We start from the raw sequence: 20,177 nt of genomic DNA on the forward strand, positions 1-20,177 counted from the left end.
AGAAATAAGAAATACGCCCGAGGGCGTATTTCTTATTTCTGGGTGTTGGGGACAACCGGTTGGAGGCTACCTCCCCGCCCCGCCCCCAATCAGATTGGGGTAATGGAGGTGATATGGGCATCCCCGTCCAGTGATTTGAAGATCTGCACCACGGCTTCGCCATGGATCGGTTTGGCAAGCGGCACTGTGCTCTTGCACTTGAAGCGGTAGTTGGTGCCGGCCACCACCTGGGTGCAGACTTCAAAGGGTACGTACTGCACCCCGACAAATCCTTTCAGCGCCTGGTCAAATACCGCCTGATCCTCGGCGGTCAGCTTGTGATATGCGGTCCATCCACCCACCAACACTGCTTGTTCTGACATAACAAACCCTCCGTGATTTCTTGTCCCTACTCGTATGGCTGTTCGGGTTCCGCCCCGTTGATTCAAGTGGTTGCTGGTCTCCACTGGGGTGACATACCGAGAAAGTTCAATGGTATGACGATGGGCCATCTTGCGCTGGTTAACGCGCCTGTTGGCCCTCCCCTTGCCACGATCGCCGCCTCACAGCACCGGTCTCAATTGGCATGGCAGAGCCTAGTACCGGATCCGCAAAGCGCCTCTGTCATATCTGACAGGGGCGAAGAGGTCCAAAAGCGGCTAATGAGCAGAAAATTGAGGCGCAAACGATTGGAAAAAGAAAAGACGCCGCAAGGGCGTCTTTTTTGCATTTTTATGCTCGAAGGGCAGAAGGGCGCGAGCCGCTTATTCCCATTCGATAGTTGCAGGCGGCTTGCCGGAGACGTCGTACACCACGCGGGAGATGCCATTGATCTCGTTGATGATGCGGTTCGACACGTGACCCAGGAAGTCGTACGGCAGGTGGGCCCAGTGGGCGGTCATAAAGTCGATGGTTTCGACGGCGCGCAGGGCAATGACCCAGTCATATTTGCGACCATCGCCCATGACGCCGACGGAGCGCACCGGCAGGAAGACGGCGAATGCCTGGCTGACCTGGTTGTAGAGGTCGGCCTTGCGCAGCTCTTCGATAAAGACGGCATCGGCGCGGCGCAAGATATCGCAGTACTCTTTCTTCACTTCGCCAAGGACGCGCACACCCAGACCCGGGCCCGGGAAGGGGTGACGGTAGAGCATGTCGTAGGGCAGACCCAGCTCCAGACCGACACGGCGCACTTCGTCCTTGAACAGCTCGCGCAGCGGCTCCACCAGACCCATCTTCATCTCGGCCGGCAGGCCGCCGACGTTGTGGTGGGACTTGATGACGTGGGCCTTGCCGGTCTTGCTGGCGGCCGATTCGATCACATCCGGATAGATGGTGCCTTGCGCCAGCCAGCGGGCATTTTTCAGCTTCTTGGCTTCGTCGTCGAACACTTCGACGAAGACGCGGCCGATGATCTTGCGCTTGGCTTCCGGCTCAGCTTCACCTGCCAGGGCCGAGAGGAAGCGCTCTTCGGCTTCGACCTTGATGATGTTCAGACCAAAATGATCGCCAAACATCTCCATCACCTGCTCACCCTCGTTCAGGCGCAGCAAACCATTGTCGACGAAGACGCAAGTCAGGCGATCGCCGATGGCACGGTGTACCAGCATGGCAACCACGGAGGAGTCCACGCCACCGGAGAGACCCAGGATCACTTCATCTTCACCCACCTGCTCGCGGATGCGGGCAACGGCGTCGTCGATGATGGTGGCCGGGGTCCACAGGCATTCGCAGCCGCAGATGTCCTTGACGAAGTGCTCCAGCATGCGGGCACCCTGACGGGTGTGGGTCACTTCCGGGTGGAACTGCACGCCGTAGAAGTGCTTGGACTCACAGGCCATGGCGGCATGGGGGCAGGTGGCAGTCTGGGCTATGGTGGTGAAGTCGGCCGGGATGGCGGTGACCTTGTCGCCGTGGCTCATCCAGACGTCCAGCAGCGCATTGCCGTTGGGGGCGATGGCATCTTCGATGCTGCGCAGCAGGGCATTGGTCTGGCCCAGCACTTCAACCTGGGCATAACCGAATTCACGTTCGGTGGAGGATTGCACCTTGCCACCCAGCTGCTCGGCCATGGTCTGCATGCCGTAGCAGATGCCGAACACAGGCACGCCGGCATTGAACACATACTCGGGGGCACGGGGGCTGCCAGCCTCTGTCACGGACTCGGGGCCGCCGGAGAGGATGATGCCGCTCGGATTGAATTCGCGGATCTGCGCTTCGGTCACGTCCCAGGCCCACAGTTCGCAGTAGACGCCGATTTCACGGACACGGCGGGCGATAAGCTGGGTGTACTGGGAACCGAAATCCAGGATCAGGATACGGTGCTGGTGAATGTCTTTAGTCATTTTATTCCTGCATCAGGCTGATGTTGTAACAAAAGGCTCGGGGATAAAAACTGGTGGAGAAACGGGGCCGCAGCCCCGTTTTATCAGCCCATCCGATAGTTGGGGGCTTCTTTGGTAATGGTCACATCGTGGACGTGGGACTCTTTCATCCCGGCGCCGGAGATGCGCACGAACTCGGCCTTGGTGCGCATGTCATCGATGGTGGCGCAGCCGGTCAAACCCATGGAGGAGCGCAGGCCGCCCATCTGCTGGTGAATGATCTCTTTGAGGCGGCCCTTGTACGGCACGCGCCCTTCGATCCCTTCCGGCACCAGTTTGTCAGCGGCGTTGTCGGTCTGGAAGTAACGGTCGCTGGAGCCCTTGGACATGGCGCCCAGAGAACCCATGCCACGGTAGGACTTGAAGGAGCGGCCCTGATAGAGCTCGATTTCGCCCGGCGCTTCTTCAGTACCGGCGAACATGGAGCCCACCATGACGCAGCTGGCGCCAGCGGCGATGGCCTTGGCCACGTCACCGGAGAAGCGGATGCCGCCATCGGCAATCACGGGCACGCCAGTGCCTTCCAGCGCGTCAACGGCGTCGGAGATGGCGGTAATTTGGGGGACACCGACACCGGTCACGATGCGGGTAGTACAGATGGAGCCAGGGCCGATACCCACCTTGACGGCATTGACGCCAGCGGCGACCAGCGCCAGGGCACCAGCGGCGGTTGCCACGTTGCCACCTATGATTTGCAGCTCAGGATAGGCATCGCGGGTCGCCTTGATGCGATCCAGCACACCCTGGGAGTGGCCATGGGAGGAGTCAATCAGCAGCACGTCCACTCCAGCTTCCACCAGGGCGGCGACGCGCTCTTCGTTGCCGGCACCGGCACCGACGGCAGCACCGACGCGCAGGCGACCGCGCTCGTCTTTACAGGCGTTCGGCTTGCGTTCGGCTTTCTGGAAGTCTTTGACGGTGATCATGCCCTTGAGTTTGAAATCGGCGTTGACCACCAGCACCTTCTCGATACGGTGCTTTTGCATCAGGGCAACCACCTCTTCACGAGGAGCCCCTTCACGCACGGTCACCAGACGATCTTTCTGGGTCATGATCTGTTCGACTGTCTGGGAGAGATCGATCACGAAGCGCACGTCGCGGCCGGTGATGATACCGACCAGCAGGTTGCCCTCGGTCACGACCGGGTAGCCGGCGAAGCCGTTCTTGTGGCTCAGTTCCTTGACCTGGGCAATGGTCATGTCAGGGCGTACTGTGACGGGGTCAGTGACCACGCCGCTCTCGTACTTCTTGACCTTGCGCACTTCTGCAGCCTGCTGCTCGATGGACATGTTCTTGTGGATAAAGCCAATGCCCCCTTCCTGGGCCAGTGCGATAGCCAGACGGGCTTCGGTCACTGTGTCCATGGCAGCGGAAATCATGGGGATATTCAAGCTGATAGAGGATGTCAGCTGGGTACGCAGATCGGCAGTATTGGGAAGAACATCGGAGTGGGCGGGAACCAACAGTACATCGTCGAAGGTTAACGCTTCTTTGGCAATCCTGAGCATGGCAATATCTCACCGTTGAGGAAGTGGGGGTGTAAAATATTGCCGACGAAGTTTACTCACCGATTGGTCACTGGTAAAGAAGTTTTTTGAATTTTTTATGGCGTAGCCCGTGTTTGACGTGCCAAGGGGCCAAAAAACCAAGATTATCAGTCCTAAAAGGGCACTTTGGGGGCAGAAGAGTTGCCCGACTGCTGTTTTATGCAAAAAGCGCCCGACGACTTTTTCTTGCCAACGGCTGCGCCCCCTTCCCCACTCCAGTCCCTCAACGGCATCCCTCCCCTCGCAAACCGGAGCATGAGCCGACAACACAAGATCCTCATCGCCCATACCTGAATACGATTGTGAATATATCGCTCAATATCCATTTAAAATAATGACCATCAGCTGTCGCTATCTATCACTGGACCCTCATTGATTATCTTTGACAAGATAGACAACAAAATAAACGCTATTTTTGATGTTCAAAAAGCCATCAAATAAACAAATCTAAAAACTCTCACCAGAATATTTAAACGCCTTAGCTTGCTCATGGAAAATAGAACTAAAAATAGAGGGGTTTAATTTATTTTATAATTTCACCTGACCCCTCTCGCGTCCTTTTATTCCAGCATTCGCTCTGAACAGGCCACCTGATCGACGCTGAAACGTGCACCACATGATTAAAACGCGATTGATAATAGTTATTGTTTGAGGTGCTGAGTATGGGGCATGCTGCCGCCATTGGAGCCTGCTTTCAGGGCTTAACGCACACTTTTGAGTATCAATATCCGGAGGATAGAGAAGTGATGGAGGCTTGTAATCCGAGGCCAGCGCTGACCGCTGACAACCCTGGTTCGGTCCGCCTGTGTTGCCTTGCCATCACTGTCGTCTTGCACCTGGCTGTTTTGTGGCTGATATATGAAAACCGCCCCGCAGCCATCACTCCCCCCCTGCCGCTGACCCTGTCTGCCCGCTGGGTCGGCGATGCCAGCGTCAATGACTCACCGGCCAAAGCGGCAGCGGCGGCAATCCCAGCTCAAGCTGTCGTAAAAAAACCGATACCCGCCCAAAAGCAGGCAGTTCAAAAACCGGCCAGCAAGCCCATTCCCAAACCGGCCCCCAGAGTACCCAGACCGCCAACCCCCAAGGCCACTCCAATTGCCAAGGCAGAACCGGTCGCGGCGCCCTCGGCCTCCGCCACGCCGGCGGCTGCCAATGCCCCACAAGGCGACAGTGGCAGTGCGCCGGTCAAGTCCCAACAGAGCGGCAGCGGGGCTGGCAGCAGCGCACCCATCGCTCGTGATCCGCGGTTGAACAACCCTGAGCCACCCTACCCCTATGAATCCAGAAGAAGGGGTGAGGAGGGGCGCGTCATCCTGAAGGTACGGGTGGCAGCCGATGGCACCGCCTCCTCGGTAGAAGTAGATAAAAGCAGCGGTTATCGTCGGCTGGATATGACGGCACGCCGGACCGTCAGTCGCTGGCGCTTTATTCCCGCCAAACAAAACAATGCGGCCGTCGAGGGCTGGGCAAAGGTCACCATCATTTTTAAATTAAGGGCTTGAATATGGATCAGGAAATTGCAAACAACGGGATGGGCGTCGCCCATCTGCTCAGTCAAAATACCGGCGTGGGGCTGCTGCCATTCATTTTGCTGGTATTGATGTCCCTCGGCACCTGTTATTACACCCTGCTGAAAATAGTGCTGGGTCAACGCGAGCGCCGCCTCAACGCACAATTCGTGACCCGCTTCTGGCAGCACGAAAGCGTGCAGGATATGGAGCGCCAGCTGGCCCATCTCCCGCCGCAGGAGGCTTATGGCAGAGTGACCAGTGCGGCGCTGGCTGCGGTAACGCTGCTGAACCGGGCCGATGAACGGGCTGTGTCGCTCAAGCTGGGTTCACCGGATGAGTTTTTACTGCGAGCACTGCGCCAGGCCATTACCCATGAGCGGGTACGGCTGGAACGGGGCCTGGCCTTCCTCGCCTCGGTAGGTTCGGCAGCCCCCTTTATCGGGCTGTTCGGTACCGTCTGGGGTATCTATCATGCGTTGCTGGCCATAGGTGCGGCAGGCCAGAGCAGCCTGGACAAGGTGGCAGGCCCCGTGGGTGAAGCCCTGATCATGACGGGATTTGGCCTCGCTGTCGCCCTGCCGGCTGTGCTGATCTACAACTTCTTTGTACGGCGCAATCGCCTCAAGCTAGCCGCGCTCGAGGCCTTTGCCTACGACCTGTTTGCCCTGCTGGTGACGGGCTTTGAGCAGGCCCCCTCCAACGTGACCCAGCTGACCGAGCGGGAAGCCAAGAAGGGGCACGGGTAATGGCATTTGGCAAATTGTCGGACGACGGAGACGATCAGCCCCTCTCCGAGATCAACATGATCCCCATGATCGACGTCATGCTGGTGCTGCTCATCGTCTTCATGATCACGGCCCCCCTGCTCACCAATGCGGTCAAGCTCGAGCTGCCGGAGGCCAGCAGCCTGCTCAATCAGCCGGAGAAGGAGGACATCACCCTCGCCATCGATGGCACCGGCAAGATCTACTGGAACGACAAGGAGGTCGATGAGGCCGCCCTGCTCGCCCAGATGGAGACTGCCGGCAAGGCCGAGGGGGAGCTGCCCGAGATCCAGCTGCGCATCGACAAGCGGGTCGAGTACGGCATCATAGCCAGGGTGATGGCGCAGGCGTCCCAGCATGGATTGCACAAGATTGCCTTTGTCAGTCAGCCTGACGGCAAGTGAGGGGACAGAGGAGGGTCATGTCAGAAGCAGGGGCCAGATAGCGGCTCCTGCCGCGCGCCGGGTTAAGACAGCGGCCATCGTCTTATCCCGGCGCAGCCAGGGCAGACAACAGATATGCCATTGAACCCATATACCCTATCCAGTATGGCGACAGGCCGTGAGCCGCGGGTCTTTGCCATCCCCCCCCATCTCAACAACACCAAGCCAGTAACAACAACCCTTGCCCTCCTCTTTGCCGCTGCACACCCGACCACCTGATATTTCCCGCGAACCAACCCCCATCGAACCGGTTATTTCCGGCCAAGCATTCGCAGCAAGGTAAGGTCTTTATCCAGCAGGTGATGTTTTAACGCCCCGACAATATGCACCAGCAACAGGGCCAGCATGATATAGGGCAAGTAAACATGGACGGCATGGGCAATATCCCGAATGGATTCACTGTATGGGATCACATTGTCTGGCTCATTGAGATCTGGATTCATCGGGATAATAAACCAGCCAAACAGGGCAACACCACGCCCGGCCGCGCCGGAATAGCAGAGACCCGAAACCGGAATAAGCAGGGTCGAAACAAGCAATCCCCAATGGATCGCCTTGGCAGCCAATGCCTCGTAAGCGGGATATTGGCGAACTGGCGTCGGCCACCCTTTGCCAAGACGGATAATGGCGCGTGGCAGGATCAATAGCAGTGCAATGACCCCCAGAGATTTATGCAGGGCGTAGAGATCCCATATTTCAAATTTCACCATCAAATAACCCAGCAGGGTCAAGCCAATCATCAGCAAGGCAACCGACCAGTGCAGCAAACGGGTCGTCAAACTTAACGGGATCGAGCAATTCATGAGCTACTCCAAACAGGGTTGTTGATCACACGCAGCCACAGCCGGTGGTGTTGCAGATATCAGTGGCATCGAGACGATACCGCAAGATGTACAGCTGCTGCGGTCGCTGGCAATCTTGCCGGAAAACATACTACTCGCCCCCATGGCCAAGCGCGTTTCCAATCTTGCTCTTCTGCCGCTTGCTCTTGGCAGATGACCCCTCTCTTTGCAAAGACATGTCACCACTGCCATCCTTCGCTCCCGCCCCCCGTTTCGGGTTAAGATAGCGGCCATCGTTTTATCCCGGCGCAGCCGGAGCAGACCAGAGGTGCGCCATTGAACCGATATACCCCATCAAGTGCGGCGAACGGCCGCGAGCAGCAGGTCTTTACCGTCACCCGCCTCAACAGCGCCGTGCGCATGATCCTGGAGCAGGATCTGGGGCTGGTGTGGCTGACGGGGGAGCTCTCCAATCTGGCGATGCCAAGCTCGGGCCACTGGTACTTCTCGCTAAAAGATCTGGGCGCCCAGGTACGCTGCGCCATGTTCAAGGGTAACAACCGCCGGGTGGCGTTTCGCCCGCAGGATGGCATGCAGGTGCTGGTGCAGGCGAGGGTCTCCCTTTATGAGCCCCGCGGCGACTATCAGCTGATCATCGAATCGATGCAACCCGCTGGCGACGGCGTGCTGGCCCTGCGCTTTGAAGAGCTCAAGCGCCGGCTAGGGGCAGAAGGATTGTTTGACGAGGGCCGCAAACGGCCGTTACCTCGCGAACCGCGCGCCGTGGGGCTGGTTACCTCCGCCACCGGCGCCGCCCTCCACGACATGCTGACCGTGCTCAAGCGCCGCGCACCGGATCTCCCCGTCTTCATCTACCCGACCCAGGTGCAGGGCAGCGCCGCCATCAGCCAGATCGTCGCGGCCATTGCCTTGGCCAACCGCCGCGCCGAGGTGGACGTGCTGATCGTCGGTCGTGGCGGCGGCTCATTGGAAGATCTCTGGTGCTTCAACGAAGAGGTGGTAGCGCGCGCCATCGCCAACTCTGCCATTCCGGTGATCAGCGCTGTGGGCCATGAGGTAGATGTCACCATCAGCGACTTTGCCGCTGATCTTCGCGCCCCCACACCATCGGCTGCCGCCGAACTGGTGGCACCGGATCAAAGCGCTCGCGCCCAGCGCCTCGCCCACCTCTGGCAGCGGCTGGTGCAGGCGATAAATCGCCACCAAACCGCAGCCCGCCACGGCTTTGTGCTGCTGCAAAAGCGGCTCGACCATCAGGATCCCAAACGCCGACTGGAGCAGCAATCCCAACGTCTCGACGAGCTCTCCGCCCGCTTGCAGCAACTGCTGAACCAGCGGCTGCATCAGGGGGAGCGGCGTCTCGCCAACCTCGAACTTCGCCTGCAGGCCAAAAGCCCGGAGCGGCTGCTGGCCGCTGGCAAGCGCCGCCACCAACTGGCGCAAGAGCGACTGCATGCACTGATCGCCAAGCGCCAGGATCAGGCCAGCCATCGCCTCGCCATGCTGACTGCCCGCCTCGACGGCGTAAGCCCGCTCGCCACCCTGGGGCGCGGTTACTCCATCACCCGCACCCAGAGCGGCGACGTGATCAACCGCGCGGCTCAGGTGAACGCCGGGCAAACTCTGGTCACCACGCTGGCGGAAGGGCACTTGCAGGTACGGGTAGAAGAAGTGCACAACCGATAACTGAACACGGGGGCGCTTTGCAGCGCCCCCGTTTCATCCCCTTCCCTTTCGTTGACGCCTGTCCGTCACACCAGTGAGTGGCGCACCATGTCGGCAGGAGCCGGCACCGCATCAGATCCCGCCAGCGGATTGAGTTGCAAGTACTCGAACAAGCCCGCCTGCAGATTGACGTTCCAGAAACGCCCCGCCAGGGTCAACACAAGCTTGTCCTCCGTCAGCGCCGCCAGCCCGTGCAACTGCCAAGCCTGAAAGAGCGGCAGCAGATGGGCCCTCAGCGGCGCGGGCAGGCGATCCAACGCCAACCTGCCGCTGTCGAGGGCACCGCGCAGCAGGCCGTCCGTGAGCGCATTGGGGTTCTGCCCCATCACCATGCCTGGCGCTCGCACACCGCCAGCCAGCGCCTCGTGCCAGAGGGCCAGATCCCGGCCATACATGAGGCCATGGCCATGCACGCTGCCTCCGGCCCCCGCCCCGAAGGGAAGGATCTCGGCACCGCGCTTGGCCATCTGGTTGTAGCGGCTCTGCTCGGCCTCATTGCGCCGCCAGTGGCTGCAGGAGAGCCGCTGCCAGCCGCCCTGCTCCAGCGTCTGGGCACCGTAGGCATACATGGCGGCCCGTTGCTGACCATCGGCCGCCCAGCCCAGTTTGCCGCTCGCCTCGGCCCGCTCGAGGTTGGTACCCGCCATGGGGATGAGCTGATAGAGATCCACGCCCTGTACCCCGCTTGCCATCACATCCGCAATATCCTGGCGCCACACGGCATCATCCTGACCCGGCAGACCGAAGATGAGATCCGCCACTATTACGGCCGCATCATCTTGGGTCAGCTCGCCGAGACGGGCCAGCAGGGTCTGCCTGTCATCGAAGCGGGCCGCCTGCTGGCGCACCCGGGTGTCAAAACTCTGTACCCCGAACGAGAAGCGGTTGAAGCCCCCCTCCAGCGCTATCTGCCACTTGTCATCATCAAAACCGTTGAGGCGCCCTTCCAGGGTCACCTCGGCATCCAGGGTCAGTGGAAAGCGTTGAATCGCCCTGGCCAGCCTCGCCAGATCCTCGAGTGCCATGTCGGTCGGCGTGCCACCCCCCACATAGACAGCCGAAAAGGGTCTGCTTTGGGCCAAGGGAGTATCCGCTGCCCGGTTCAGGCTGTCGCACAAGGCGGCCATATAGCGGCTCATGCGCGCCGGATTGACGCCATTTTCGAAGAAATTGCAGAAGCTGCAGCGCTTTCGGCAAAACGGAACATGGATGTAAAGCGCACGCTCATCGGCCTGGCTCCCTTGCTGCCACCAGGCTTGCCAGCCTGCATCGTCGAGGGAAAAGGGACGAATGCCGCCCCGGCTGGCGTGGGCAGAGGTTTTGGCGCTGAAGGCAAACTTGAGAGGATCCGGCGTAGAGAGTCCGGTCATGGTCGGGGTCAGGTGTAATGTCATCGCTGGCTGGTTACCGCATGGAAATAATGCAAATGATAACCACTATCAATTAATACTCAGTTTGTGCTGGATCAAACCAATCTCATCCAACTCACCTTTGCTACTCACTATTAACCTCTATCATGGATCCAGTTAACAGATAATTTACTCAAGATGAGGTAGGGTGTGCCGATAGAGAACCATCTCCCCCTCCCTGACGAGCGAGCGTGGGGAGAGTCGCCCACCATTGACGATCGCCCACCTGCGCATGGACCAGCTAACTATGCAAAACCTGTCACTAAACTGGAAAATTTTTCTCCCTCTCACCCTGGTCATCGGCTGTACCTTCGCCCTCAGTTTCGAACTCTCCGCCTGGTTGCAGCGAGATCTTGCCATCAGGCTGGCCGGTGAAAAAGTCGACAGTGCTGCCAACACCTACATGGATCAACTCAACGTTCTCATGATGACTGGCGGCATGGCCAACCGACAAATTGTGCAGACCAAACTCAAGAGCGAGGCAGGGATAGTCGAGGCTCGTCTGATCCGCGCCCCCGCCGTGAGCGATCTGTTCGGACCCGGCCACCCGGATCAGAAGGTACAGGACAGCCTGGATGAAAGAGCCATAGTTCAGGGAGAGACCATTCTCGAGCAGCAGGGCAACCAGCTCACCCTGATCAAACCCTTCAAGGCTTTCAAAGAGTATCGCGGCACCCAATGCACCACCTGCCATCAGGTACCGGAAGGCACCGTCATGGGGGCCGTGCGGATCAGTTACGATCTCAGCCACACCTTTGGCGAGATCCGCCATAACAACCTGATCCTGAGCGGCAGCCTGGTGGTGGTGTTCGGGCTCGGTTTCGGGCTGCTGGCCTGGGTGCTGCAACACTACATCAAGCGACCTGTGCGCCACCTGCAACTGACCATGACCCGCATGGCCAAGGAGCGGGATCTCTCCCTCCCCCTGCTCAATCCGAGCCAGGATGAGCTGGGCCAGATGACCCGCGCCGTCAGTGACATGGTGCAAGGTTTTCGCCACAGCCTGCAGGAGGTGGAGCACGCGACTCAGCAGCTCTATCAGGAGTCAAACCAGATCCGCCAGGTCGCCACCCAGACCGAAGGATCGGCCCGCCAGCAGGAGGGCATGACGACCCAGGTCGCCGCCGCCGTCAGCGAATTGGCCGCCAGCTCCCACGAGGTACGCGAGCATGCCCGCCACAGTGCCGAGCTCTCCGCCCTCACCAACCAGGATGCCGCCAACACCAGCCGCCTCGCCCAGCACTCCATCACCGACATGGGGGAGATGTCAGCCGAAATTGAGCGGGTCGACCGGGTGATCCAGCAGCTCGACAGCCGCTGTCTGGCCGTCGACGGTGTGCTGGAGGTGATCAAGGGCATAGCGGATCAGACCAACTTGCTGGCGCTGAATGCCGCCATCGAGGCTGCTCGCGCCGGTGAACAGGGACGCGGTTTTGCGGTGGTCGCCGACGAAGTGCGGGCCCTCTCCAACCGCAGTCGCGCCGCCAGCGAAGAGATCTCCCAGATGATTGCCGCGCTGCAAAAAGAGGCACAGAGCGCCGTTGAGGTGATCGGGGATGCAAAATCCAAGGCAGATGAAAGCATTCACAAGACGGAAGCCACCCTGGCCGCCATGCAGAACATCATTGGCCGCATCGCCAGCATCAACGACCTCAACGCCCAGATGGCGCAATCTGCCGAGGAGCAGGACAGGGTTTGCAGCGAAGTGGACAGCTCGGTGAGCGACATTCGCAACACCTCCAACGACACCCTGGGTCAGGCCCACGCCGCCAATCTCGCCAGTATCCAGCTGGTAGAACAGTGCAAGAAGCTGGATCAGTTGCTCAAGACGTACCGCTGGTAAGACACAGCTGTACTCAGCAAAAGCGCGACCATGAGGTCGCGCTTTTTAGTTTCTTGCTGTTTGCCTGCGGGGCCAGCCGCGGGCGGGCACAGATCAGCCTGCGTTGCGGGTAGCCACCGCATCCGCCAGATTGCGCAGCAGGACTTCGGTATCGGCCCAGCCGATGCAGGCATCCGTGATGCTCTGGCCGACGGTGAGCTCGCACCCTTCCACCAGATCCTGACGGCCTTCCACCAGATGGCTCTCCACCATGACGCCAAACACAGCTTTGCTGCCGGCACGCAGCTGACCGGCCACATCTTCGGCCACCAGCATCTGGTTCTTGAACTGCTTGCTGCTGTTGGCGTGGCTGAAGTCGATCATCACCTTTTGCGGCAGACCGGCCTTGTCCAGCCCCTTCACTACCTCGTCAACATGGGCGGCGCTGTAGTTTGGCTCGCGGCCACCGCGCAGAATGATGTGGCAATCCGGGTTGCCCCGGGTGGCGACGATGGCGGAGTGGCCATACTTGGTGACCGACAGGAAGTGGTGCGGCGCGCTGGCGGCACCGATGGCATCGATGGCCACCTTGATGGTGCCGTCGGTGCCATTCTTGAAACCCACCGGGCAGGAGAGACCGGAGGCCAGCTCACGGTGCACCTGGGATTCGGTAGTACGGGCACCGATGGCACCCCAGCTCATCAGATCTGCCACGTATTGCGGGGTGATCATGTCGAGGAATTCGGAGGCGGTCGGCAGCCCCATGTCATTGAGATCCAGCAGCAGCTTGCGACCGATGCGCAGGCCGTCGTTGATCTTGCAGGTGTTGTCGAGGTAAGGGTCGTTGATCAGCCCCTTCCAGCCCACTGTGGTGCGGGGCTTCTCGAAGTAGACTCGCATCACGATTTCCAGCTGGCCCTTGAGCTCGTCACGCAAGGTCTTGAGACGCTTGCCATATTCTAGTGCCGCAACCGGATCGTGGATGGAGCAGGGACCTATCACCACCAGCAGACGCGGATCTTCGCCGGTCAGGATCCGGTGAATGGCCTGACGGGATTCAAACACGGTAGATGAAGCTGTTTCGGTGGCCGGAAACTTCTCGAGCACCGCAACCGGGGGTAATAACTCTTTGATTTCACTGATACGAACGTCGTCGGTTTGATGCTGCATGACAAGGCTTCCTGCTAGATGACTGCGATAAAGAAACTTCAATCTAGCCCGCAGCAGAGACGGTGTAAATAGAAAATTACATCATCCATCAAGGAATTTTCTGAATGTGTCTTGCAAGTTTGGATAATGCTGCTAATGCACTGTCTCAAAGCCGGACGAAAAGGCCAAATGCCTTGTGTGAAGAGATCCCTGAAAAAAAGCCCGCGCAAAGGCGGGCCTCAAGGGATCAAACAGCCTGACTGATGTCGGCAAGCTTGTCGAAGTAATCCGGGAAGGTTTTGGAAGTACAACCCGGATCATTGATGGTGACGGCGGTATCGGACAGCGCCACCAGGGAGAAGCACATGGCGATGCGGTGATCGTTGTAGGTGTCGATCTCGGCGTGCTTGAGCTGGGTCGGCGGGGTCACGGTGATGAAGTCATGTCCCTCCTCCACCTCCACACCCAGCTTGCGCAGCTCGGTGGCCATGGCGTGCAGACGATCCGTCTCCTTCACCCGCCAGTTGTAGATGTTGCGAATGGAGGTGGGCCCCTCGGCAAACAGTGCCGCGACCGCTATGGTCATGGCCGCATCCGGAATATGGTTCATGTCCATGTCGACGCCGTGCAGCGGGCCTTGCTCCGCCTCGATGAAGTCGTCACCCCAGGTGATGCGGGCACCCATCTTCTCCAGCACGTCGGCGAAGTGGATATCACCCTGAATGCTGTGCTTGCCGATGCCGGTCACCCGCACCTTGCCCTTGATGGCACCTGCCGCGAGGAAGTAAGAGGCGCTGGAAGCGTCCCCTTCCACCAGGAAGTCACCCGGACTGACATAACTCTGGTTGCCCTTGATGTAGAACAGCTTGTAGTTGTCGTGCTCGATGACCACACCGAACTGTTTCATGATGTGCAACGTGATGTCGATGTAGGGCTTGGAGACCAGCTCCCCCTTGATGTGGATACGGGTATCACCGGCCGCCATGGGCGCCGCCATCAAAAACGCCGTCAGGAACTGGCTGGAGACGGATCCATCGACGTGTACGTCACCGCCCCAGAGCCCCTTGGCATCCACCACCAGCGGCGGGTAGCCATCTTTTTTCAGGTACTGGATATGGGCGCCCGCTTCACGCAAGGCATCCACCAGATGGCCGATGGGACGCTCCTCCATCCTGGGTTCACCGCCCAGCATGTATTCACCGGATCCCAGACACAGGGCCGCACAGAGGGGACGCATGGCAGTACCGGCATTGCCGAGGAACAGGTTGACCGGTGCCGATACCGCAAAGCTGCGACCCAGACCGTGCACTGTGCACTCTGTCTTGTCGGCGGAAAGCTTGTACTTGACCCCGAGCTGGGTCAGCGCCGCCAGCATATGACGAATATCATCGCTGTCGAGCAGATTGGTCAGCCGGGTGGTGCCACGGGCAAGGGCCGCCAGCAACAGAGCCCGATTGGACACGCTCTTGGAGCCGGGCAGATTGACCTCACCGGCCACACGAGAAATGGGTTCCAAACGCAACGAATTCATAGACTTCCTGTACTATCTCAATTAAATCACCTGACCGGACGTTAGCAGCCCGCGCCTTGCTCGGCAAGACCGCGCGTGGCACAAAAGCGGGCCAGACTCGCGGCCGATCAGGATCCACTGAAAAAACAGACGCCGGGGAGTCCCCGGCGCCTGCAATTGGGGAAAACGCCTCAGCCGTGGCGCTTGGCAAAGCCATCCATAAAGCTCACCAGGGCCTTGACCCCTTCCAGTGGCATGGCGTTATAGAGGCTGGCGCGCATGCCACCGACGATGCGGTGCCCTTTCAGGGCCAACAGACCGGCGGCTTCGGACTCGGCCAGGAACTGCTTGTCCAGGGCGTCATTTTTCAGCTGGAAAGGTATGTTCATGCGGGAACGGCAGCTGACATCCACCTTGTTGCCGTAGAAGCTGGAGTCGTCGAGGTAGCCGTAGAGGAAATCGGCCTTCGCCTTGTTGCGCGCGGCCATCGCCTCGAGCCCACCCTGTTCTTTCAGCCACTCGAACACCAGACCGGCCAGATACCAGGCATAGGTGGGCGGGGTATTGAACATGGAGTCGTTCTTGGCAGTGAGCTGGTAGTCAAAAATTGAGGGCACGTCGGCTCTCGCCTGGTTCAGCAGATCGTCACGTACGATGGCGATGGCCAGCCCTGACGGGCCTATGTTCTTCTGGGCTCCGGCGTAGATGACCCCAAAACGGCTCACATCCATGGGACGGGAGAGGATGGTGGAGGAGAGATCGGCGACCAGGGGCACATCGCCGGTGGCCGGGATGTCGAACATCTCTATGCCATCAATGGTTTCGTTCGGGCAGTAGTGCACATAGGTTGCATCGGCGCGAAACGCCGGGCTCTGCAGCAAATGGGAGATCCCCTGCTCGTTCTTGGCAACCCCTTGTACCGTCTGGATATCACCATACTTGCGGGCTTCATCCACTGCACTCTGGGACCAGACACCGGTCAGCAGGAAGTCAGCCTTCTTGTTCGCGCCTCCCAGCAGATTCATGGGCACGGCGGAAAACTGGCCGCGACCACCACCGTGCATGAAGAGCACCTTGTAGTTGTCCGGCACCGCCAGCAAGTCGCGCAGATCGGCTTCGGCCTTCTCGGCAACCGCCATATAAGGCTTGCCGCGATGGGACAGCTCCATGACCGAGGCTCCCAGCCCCTGAAAATTACAAAATTCGCGCTGGGCGCGCTCCATGACTTCAACCGGCAACATGGCTGGGCCGGCGCAGAAGTTGTAAATCTGTTTGCTCATGACGCTTTCCGTGAGTGGATGAGAGTAATCGATGACTTGTCTGGTTTTACACAAGAGCCGCCCCGGGATCAAAGGCTTTTTGGGAGCTGGCTCAAGCTTTTGTCACCCGGGTCAAGTCGGGCTGCCATCTAAAAAGCCCTGAACGGGTCAGGGCTTGCGGGGAATGTGCATGGAAATGGGGCTTTGCACACATCCAAAGCAGCAAGCCCCCGTTGCAGACAAGATCAGAGTTTGGCGGTGAGCTCGGGCAGCAGGGTGAACAGATCCCCCACCAGACCGTAGTCAGCCACCTGGAAAATGGGGGCCTCGCTGTCCTTGTTGATGGCCACTATCACCCTCGACTCCTTCATGCCCGCCAGATGCTGGATGGCCCCCGAGATGCCGACTGCAATATAGAGCTCGGGAGCGACCACCTTGCCGGTCTGACCCACCTGCAGATCGTTGGCCACAAAACCGGCATCAACGGCGGCGCGCGAGGCCCCCACCGCCCCGCCCAGCTTGTCGGCCAGCGCTTCTATGAGGGCAAACTGCGCCTTGGAGCCAAGGGCCCGTCCGCCGGAGACCACGACCCGCGCTGCCGCGAGTTCCGGCCTGACGGACAACACGGCGCGGCGCTCGACCAAACGGATACGACATGCCACATCGGCCACCGGCAGCCGCTCAACCGCAGCCTGCCCAGTCCCGAACTCGGCTTTGGCAAAGGCGGTCGGCCTGATGGTAAGCACCTTGATGGGCGCCGAGCTCGCTACCCTAGCAATGGCGTTGCCCGCATAGATGGGGCGCAGGAAGGTATCGCCACTCTCTATGCCGATCACCTCGGAGAGCATCTCCATCCCGAGCCGTGCCGCCACCCTGGGCAACATATCCTTGCCCTGGGTACTCGCCGCCATCAGGCAGTGCTGATAGTCCCGTGCAATATCAGACAGCAGGGGATCGACGCCGTCGTTCAACCCTTCCGCCAACATGGGATGCTCGGCCAGCAGCACCCTGTCCACTCCTTGCAGGCTGGCGGCCTGTTCGCCCGCCTCGGTCAGTCCCTGGCCCAGCAGCAACAGATGCACCTCGCCGCCGAGCTGGCCCGCTGCCGTGACCAGTTGGGCCACATTGTCGGCAAGCTTGCCCTGATGATGTTCAGCAATAACCAGTACGCTCATGGCTGCACCTTATCGTTCGCGACTCTTTCCACCACGCCAGCCCTTATCCCAGCCAGGGGGCGACACCCAATATGTTCCATCATGACCAGAATGCTCATGGCAGCACCTTGGCTTCGTTCCTGAGTTTATCCAGCAACTCGTCCACAGAGCCGACCTTGATGCCGGCACTGCGCACGGCTGGCGCCATCACACCGAGCAGCCGGGTGTGGCCGGCGGGTTCGACGCCAAGGGTCGCGAAGGGGGCACTCTCCAGTGGCTTGCGCTTGGCTTTCATGATGTTGGGAAGCGATGCAAAGCGGGGCTCGTTCAGGCGCAGATCCACCGTCACCACGGCAGGCAACGGCATGCCGAGGGTCTCCAGGCCGCCGTCGATTTCGCGGGTCACCTGCAACTCCCCCTCCACCAGCTTGATGGCGGAGGCGAAGGTGGCCAGCGGCCAGTCGGTGAGGGCCGAGAGCATCTGGCCCACCTGGTTGTTGTCAGAATCGATGGACTGCTTGCCGAGCAGCACCAGTGATGGCTGCTCCTGCTCACACACCTTTTGCAGGGCGCGAGCAACCGTCAGCGGAGTGAGCGTCTCATCGGTCACATAGTGAAGGGCCCGATCCGCCCCCAGTGCCAGGGCATGGCGCAACTGCTCGGCGGCCGCCTCAGGTCCGAAGGTCACCACCACCAGCTCGCTTGCGATACCGGCTTCCCGCAGCCGAACACCTTCCTCCACCGCGATTTCACAGAACGGGTTGATACCCATCTTCACATTGGCAAGCTCCACGTTGGAGCCGTCTCCCTTCACCCGGATCTTGACGTTGTAGTCGACTACCCGTTTGATCGCGACCAGCAGCTTCATGACGCGTATCCCTCGCTTTTCTTGAGTGAATCCATTGACGAACCCTCGCATTTTTTTGCTTACAATTGCTTTACGTTTACGTAAACTACCAGCACTACCCTAGGCCAAGTCGAGCGCAGAGGCAAGATGGAACGCGAAGCAATGGAATTTGATGTCGTCATCGTCGGTGGCGGCCCAGCAGGACTCAGTGCAGCCATCGCCCTGAAGCAGCACAATGCCGATCTCTCGGTCTGCGTGCTGGAGAAAGGGGCAGAGGTCGGCGCCCATCTGCTCTCTGGCGCCCTGTTCGATCCCGTCGCTCTCAAGGAGCTGTTGCCGGACAGCTGGCAGCAGGCGCCCCTTGGCATACCCGTCAACGATGATCAGGTTCATCTGTTGCAAAATGCGCGTCGCGCCCTGCAACTGCCCCACTGGGCCGTGCCGCCGCGCATGCACAACGATGGCAGCCATATTCTGAGCCTGGGCAACCTCTGCCGCTGGCTCGGTCAACAGGCCGAGCAGCTGGGAGTCGAAATATACCCGGGTTTTACCGCAAGCGAGCTCATCATGGAAGCGGGACGGGTGCGGGGTGTGATCACCGGAGATCTCGGGCTGGACAGAGCGGGCAATCCCAAATCGGATCACGTGCCCGGCATGGCGCTCCATGGTCGCTATACCCTGTTTGCCGAAGGTGCTCGCGGCCATCTGGGCAAGCAGTTGATCGCCGAGTTCAATCTGGAAAACAGCGCCCAGCCGCAGCATTACGCCATCGGTTTCAAGGAATTGTGGCAAGTCCCCCCTGGCCAGGCCAAACCGGGCCAGGTGCTGCACGGCAGCGGCTGGCCACTGGCCGGGCTGCGCACCGGCAAGAGCCAGGGTGGCTTCTACCTCTACCATATGGATGGCAATCAGGTGGCGGTCGGGCTGATTGTCGATCTCAACTACAGCAACCCCTGGCTCAGCCCGTTCGACGAGTTCCAGCGCTTCAAGCACCATCCCCTCATCGCACAGACTCTGCTGGGGGGCGAGCGCATCAGCTACGGCGCCCGCGCCATCACCAAGGGCGGCTGGCACTCCCTGCCCCGCATGCACTTCCCTGGCGGTCTCTTGATCGGCTGCGACGCCGGCACCCTGGATTTTTCCCGCATCAAGGGCATCCACACTGCCATGAAGTCGGGGATGCTGGCGGCGAAAACCGTCGCCATGACGCTGCGCGGCGGTGATGAGGGGGGCCGGGATCTGGCCGAGTATCAGGATGCGCTGCAACAGAGCTGGCTGGCACAGGAGCTCAAAACCGCCCGCAACTTTGGGGCGGCCCTGCATCGTTGGGGCCCCTGGCTTGGCGGCGCCTTCAACTGGCTGGAGCAGCGGGGTGCCTCCTTCCCTCTGCTGGACTCTATCACCCTGTTGGACAAGGAGCCTGACTACCGTCAGCTGCGCATGGCCAGCCGTTGTCAGCCCATCAGCTATCCCAAACCGGACGGCAAACTCAGCTTTGACAAGCTCTCTTCTGTTTATCTCGCCAACACCAGCCACGATGAGGATCAGCCCTGCCACCTCAAGTTGCAGGACGCGAATATCCCGGTGGCGGTCAACCTGCCCACCTGGGCCGAGCCCGCCCAGCGCTATTGCCCGGCCGGGGTGTTCGAGATAGTGGAGAGTGAGAGCCAGCCTTACTTGCAGATCAACGCGGCCAACTGCATTCACTGCAAGACCTGCGACATCAAGGATCCGAGCCAGAACATCATCTGGACACCACCGCAGGGAGGGTCCGGGCCCAACTATCCCAATATGTGACAGGTGGGAGCATTGAGATCGCAGAGCTACCAGACCGTCTGGACACCACCGCAAGGAGGGTCAGGACCCAA

General features: G+C 59.9%; 16 protein-coding genes. 6 read left to right on the top strand and 10 right to left on the bottom strand.

What is annotated here, in order from left to right:
• Positions 1-89: 89 nt before the first annotated feature.
• The 3 genes from GWQ29_RS07730 to guaB all read right to left on the bottom strand — a co-directional run bounded on the left by GWQ29_RS07730 (position 90) and on the right by guaB (position 3,871).
• Complete coding sequence (locus tag GWQ29_RS07730; protein ID WP_021141118.1) at positions 90-362, bottom strand: hypothetical protein; 273 nt, start codon at positions 360-362, stop codon at positions 90-92.
• Positions 363-743: 381 nt separating this feature from the next.
• Positions 744-2,324 carry a glutamine-hydrolyzing GMP synthase gene (gene guaA, locus GWQ29_RS07735; protein WP_275919140.1) on the bottom strand — a complete coding sequence of 527 codons (1,581 nt, stop codon included), beginning with the start codon at positions 2,322-2,324 and terminating at the stop codon, positions 744-746.
• A gap of 83 nt (positions 2,325-2,407) precedes the next feature.
• On the bottom strand, positions 2,408-3,871 hold the full coding sequence (guaB, locus tag GWQ29_RS07740; RefSeq protein ID WP_017412971.1) for an IMP dehydrogenase: 1,464 nt from the start codon (positions 3,869-3,871) through the stop codon (positions 2,408-2,410).
• A 785-nt stretch (positions 3,872-4,656) separates the two neighbouring features.
• On the opposite strand from guaB, the gene GWQ29_RS07745 reads away from it, so the two are divergent.
• Genes GWQ29_RS07745 through GWQ29_RS07755 form a run of 3 tightly spaced genes read left to right on the top strand, consistent with a single transcriptional unit; the run spans position 4,657 to position 6,592 of the window.
• Positions 4,657-5,415, top strand: coding sequence for an energy transducer TonB (locus tag GWQ29_RS07745; RefSeq protein WP_275919221.1), 759 nt, complete (start codon positions 4,657-4,659; stop codon positions 5,413-5,415).
• A gap of 2 nt (positions 5,416-5,417) precedes the next feature.
• Positions 5,418-6,170, top strand: a complete 753-nt coding sequence (locus tag GWQ29_RS07750; protein WP_275919141.1) for a MotA/TolQ/ExbB proton channel family protein — start codon at positions 5,418-5,420, stop codon at positions 6,168-6,170.
• Positions 6,170-6,592: a biopolymer transporter ExbD gene (locus GWQ29_RS07755; protein WP_275919142.1), complete on the top strand. Its 423-nt coding sequence runs from the start codon at positions 6,170-6,172 to the stop codon at positions 6,590-6,592. The genes GWQ29_RS07750 and GWQ29_RS07755 overlap by 1 nt, the downstream gene beginning before the upstream one ends.
• Positions 6,593-6,882: 290 nt before the next feature.
• On the opposite strand, the gene GWQ29_RS07760 is transcribed toward GWQ29_RS07755, so the two are convergent.
• Entirely contained in the window at positions 6,883-7,434 is a 552-nt protein-coding gene (locus GWQ29_RS07760) for a cytochrome b (RefSeq protein ID WP_275919143.1), read from the bottom strand.
• Positions 7,435-7,749: 315 nt separating this feature from the next.
• Between GWQ29_RS07760 and xseA the strand changes: the two genes are divergently transcribed.
• Positions 7,750-9,120 (top strand): exodeoxyribonuclease VII large subunit, encoded by a 1,371-nt coding sequence (xseA, locus tag GWQ29_RS07765; protein WP_275919144.1) that lies wholly within the window; start codon positions 7,750-7,752, stop codon positions 9,118-9,120.
• Between the two features lie 65 nt (positions 9,121-9,185).
• Here xseA and hutW read toward each other — a convergent pair whose 3' ends face one another.
• On the bottom strand, positions 9,186-10,553 hold the full coding sequence (gene hutW / locus GWQ29_RS07770; protein WP_275919145.1) for a heme anaerobic degradation radical SAM methyltransferase ChuW/HutW: 1,368 nt from the start codon (positions 10,551-10,553) through the stop codon (positions 9,186-9,188).
• Positions 10,554-10,815: 262 nt separating this feature from the next.
• On the opposite strand from hutW, the gene GWQ29_RS07775 reads away from it, so the two are divergent.
• The gene (locus GWQ29_RS07775) at positions 10,816-12,411 is read left to right on the top strand and encodes a methyl-accepting chemotaxis protein (RefSeq protein WP_275919146.1); all 1,596 of its coding nucleotides are present in this window, start codon (positions 10,816-10,818) and stop codon (positions 12,409-12,411) included.
• Between the two features lie 93 nt (positions 12,412-12,504).
• Here the strand turns inward: GWQ29_RS07775 and aroG are convergent, their stop codons facing one another.
• The 5 genes from aroG to GWQ29_RS07800 all read right to left on the bottom strand — a co-directional run bounded on the left by aroG (position 12,505) and on the right by GWQ29_RS07800 (position 18,330).
• Positions 12,505-13,560 (bottom strand): 3-deoxy-7-phosphoheptulonate synthase AroG, encoded by a 1,056-nt coding sequence (aroG, locus tag GWQ29_RS07780; protein ID WP_111587736.1) that lies wholly within the window; start codon positions 13,558-13,560, stop codon positions 12,505-12,507.
• A 226-nt stretch (positions 13,561-13,786) separates the two neighbouring features.
• Positions 13,787-15,070, bottom strand: a complete 1,284-nt coding sequence (gene aroA, locus GWQ29_RS07785) for a 3-phosphoshikimate 1-carboxyvinyltransferase (protein WP_058394033.1) — start codon at positions 15,068-15,070, stop codon at positions 13,787-13,789.
• Between the two features lie 170 nt (positions 15,071-15,240).
• Entirely contained in the window at positions 15,241-16,329 is a 1,089-nt protein-coding gene (serC, locus tag GWQ29_RS07790) for a 3-phosphoserine/phosphohydroxythreonine transaminase (protein WP_275919147.1), read from the bottom strand.
• Positions 16,330-16,553: 224 nt separating this feature from the next.
• Entirely contained in the window at positions 16,554-17,483 is a 930-nt protein-coding gene (locus tag GWQ29_RS07795) for an FAD-binding protein (RefSeq protein ID WP_169045998.1), read from the bottom strand.
• A gap of 94 nt (positions 17,484-17,577) precedes the next feature.
• A complete protein-coding gene (locus GWQ29_RS07800) occupies positions 17,578-18,330 on the bottom strand; it encodes an electron transfer flavoprotein subunit beta/FixA family protein (protein WP_165484258.1) in 753 nt (250 codons plus the stop codon).
• Positions 18,331-18,456: 126 nt separating this feature from the next.
• Here GWQ29_RS07800 and GWQ29_RS07805 point away from each other — a divergent pair, with 126 nt between their 5' ends.
• Positions 18,457-20,106, top strand: coding sequence for an electron transfer flavoprotein-ubiquinone oxidoreductase (locus tag GWQ29_RS07805; protein WP_275919148.1), 1,650 nt, complete (start codon positions 18,457-18,459; stop codon positions 20,104-20,106).
• Positions 20,107-20,177 lie beyond the last annotated feature (71 nt).

The sequence above is a fragment of the Aeromonas sp. 2HA2 genome (genome assembly GCF_029237345.1).
Lineage (GTDB): Bacteria > Pseudomonadota > Gammaproteobacteria > Enterobacterales > Aeromonadaceae > Aeromonas > Aeromonas salmonicida.

Bases quoted from the DNA above. Each gene is read 5' to 3' on its own strand.
- GWQ29_RS07730 (WP_021141118.1), bottom strand. From the start codon at position 362: ATGTCAGAACAAGCAGTGTTGGTGGGTGGATGGACCGCATATCACAAG.
- GWQ29_RS07800 (WP_165484258.1), bottom strand. From the start codon at position 18,330: ATGAAGCTGCTGGTCGCGATCAAACGGGTAGTCGACTACAACGTCAAG.
- guaA (WP_275919140.1), bottom strand. From the start codon at position 2,324: ATGACTAAAGACATTCACCAGCACCGTATCCTGATCCTGGATTTCGGT.
- aroA (WP_058394033.1), bottom strand. From the start codon at position 15,070: ATGAATTCGTTGCGTTTGGAACCCATTTCTCGTGTGGCCGGTGAGGTC.
- guaB (WP_017412971.1), bottom strand. From the start codon at position 3,871: ATGCTCAGGATTGCCAAAGAAGCGTTAACCTTCGACGATGTACTGTTG.
- GWQ29_RS07750 (WP_275919141.1), top strand. From the start codon at position 5,418: ATGGATCAGGAAATTGCAAACAACGGGATGGGCGTCGCCCATCTGCTC.
- GWQ29_RS07755 (WP_275919142.1), top strand. From the start codon at position 6,170: ATGGCATTTGGCAAATTGTCGGACGACGGAGACGATCAGCCCCTCTCC.
- GWQ29_RS07795 (WP_169045998.1), bottom strand. From the start codon at position 17,483: ATGAGCGTACTGGTTATTGCTGAACATCATCAGGGCAAGCTTGCCGAC.
- GWQ29_RS07775 (WP_275919146.1), top strand. From the start codon at position 10,816: ATGCAAAACCTGTCACTAAACTGGAAAATTTTTCTCCCTCTCACCCTG.
- aroG (WP_111587736.1), bottom strand. From the start codon at position 13,560: ATGCAGCATCAAACCGACGACGTTCGTATCAGTGAAATCAAAGAGTTA.
- serC (WP_275919147.1), bottom strand. From the start codon at position 16,329: ATGAGCAAACAGATTTACAACTTCTGCGCCGGCCCAGCCATGTTGCCG.
- GWQ29_RS07745 (WP_275919221.1), top strand. From the start codon at position 4,657: ATGGAGGCTTGTAATCCGAGGCCAGCGCTGACCGCTGACAACCCTGGT.
- GWQ29_RS07760 (WP_275919143.1), bottom strand. From the start codon at position 7,434: ATGAATTGCTCGATCCCGTTAAGTTTGACGACCCGTTTGCTGCACTGG.
- hutW (WP_275919145.1), bottom strand. From the start codon at position 10,553: ATGACATTACACCTGACCCCGACCATGACCGGACTCTCTACGCCGGAT.
- GWQ29_RS07805 (WP_275919148.1), top strand. From the start codon at position 18,457: ATGGAACGCGAAGCAATGGAATTTGATGTCGTCATCGTCGGTGGCGGC.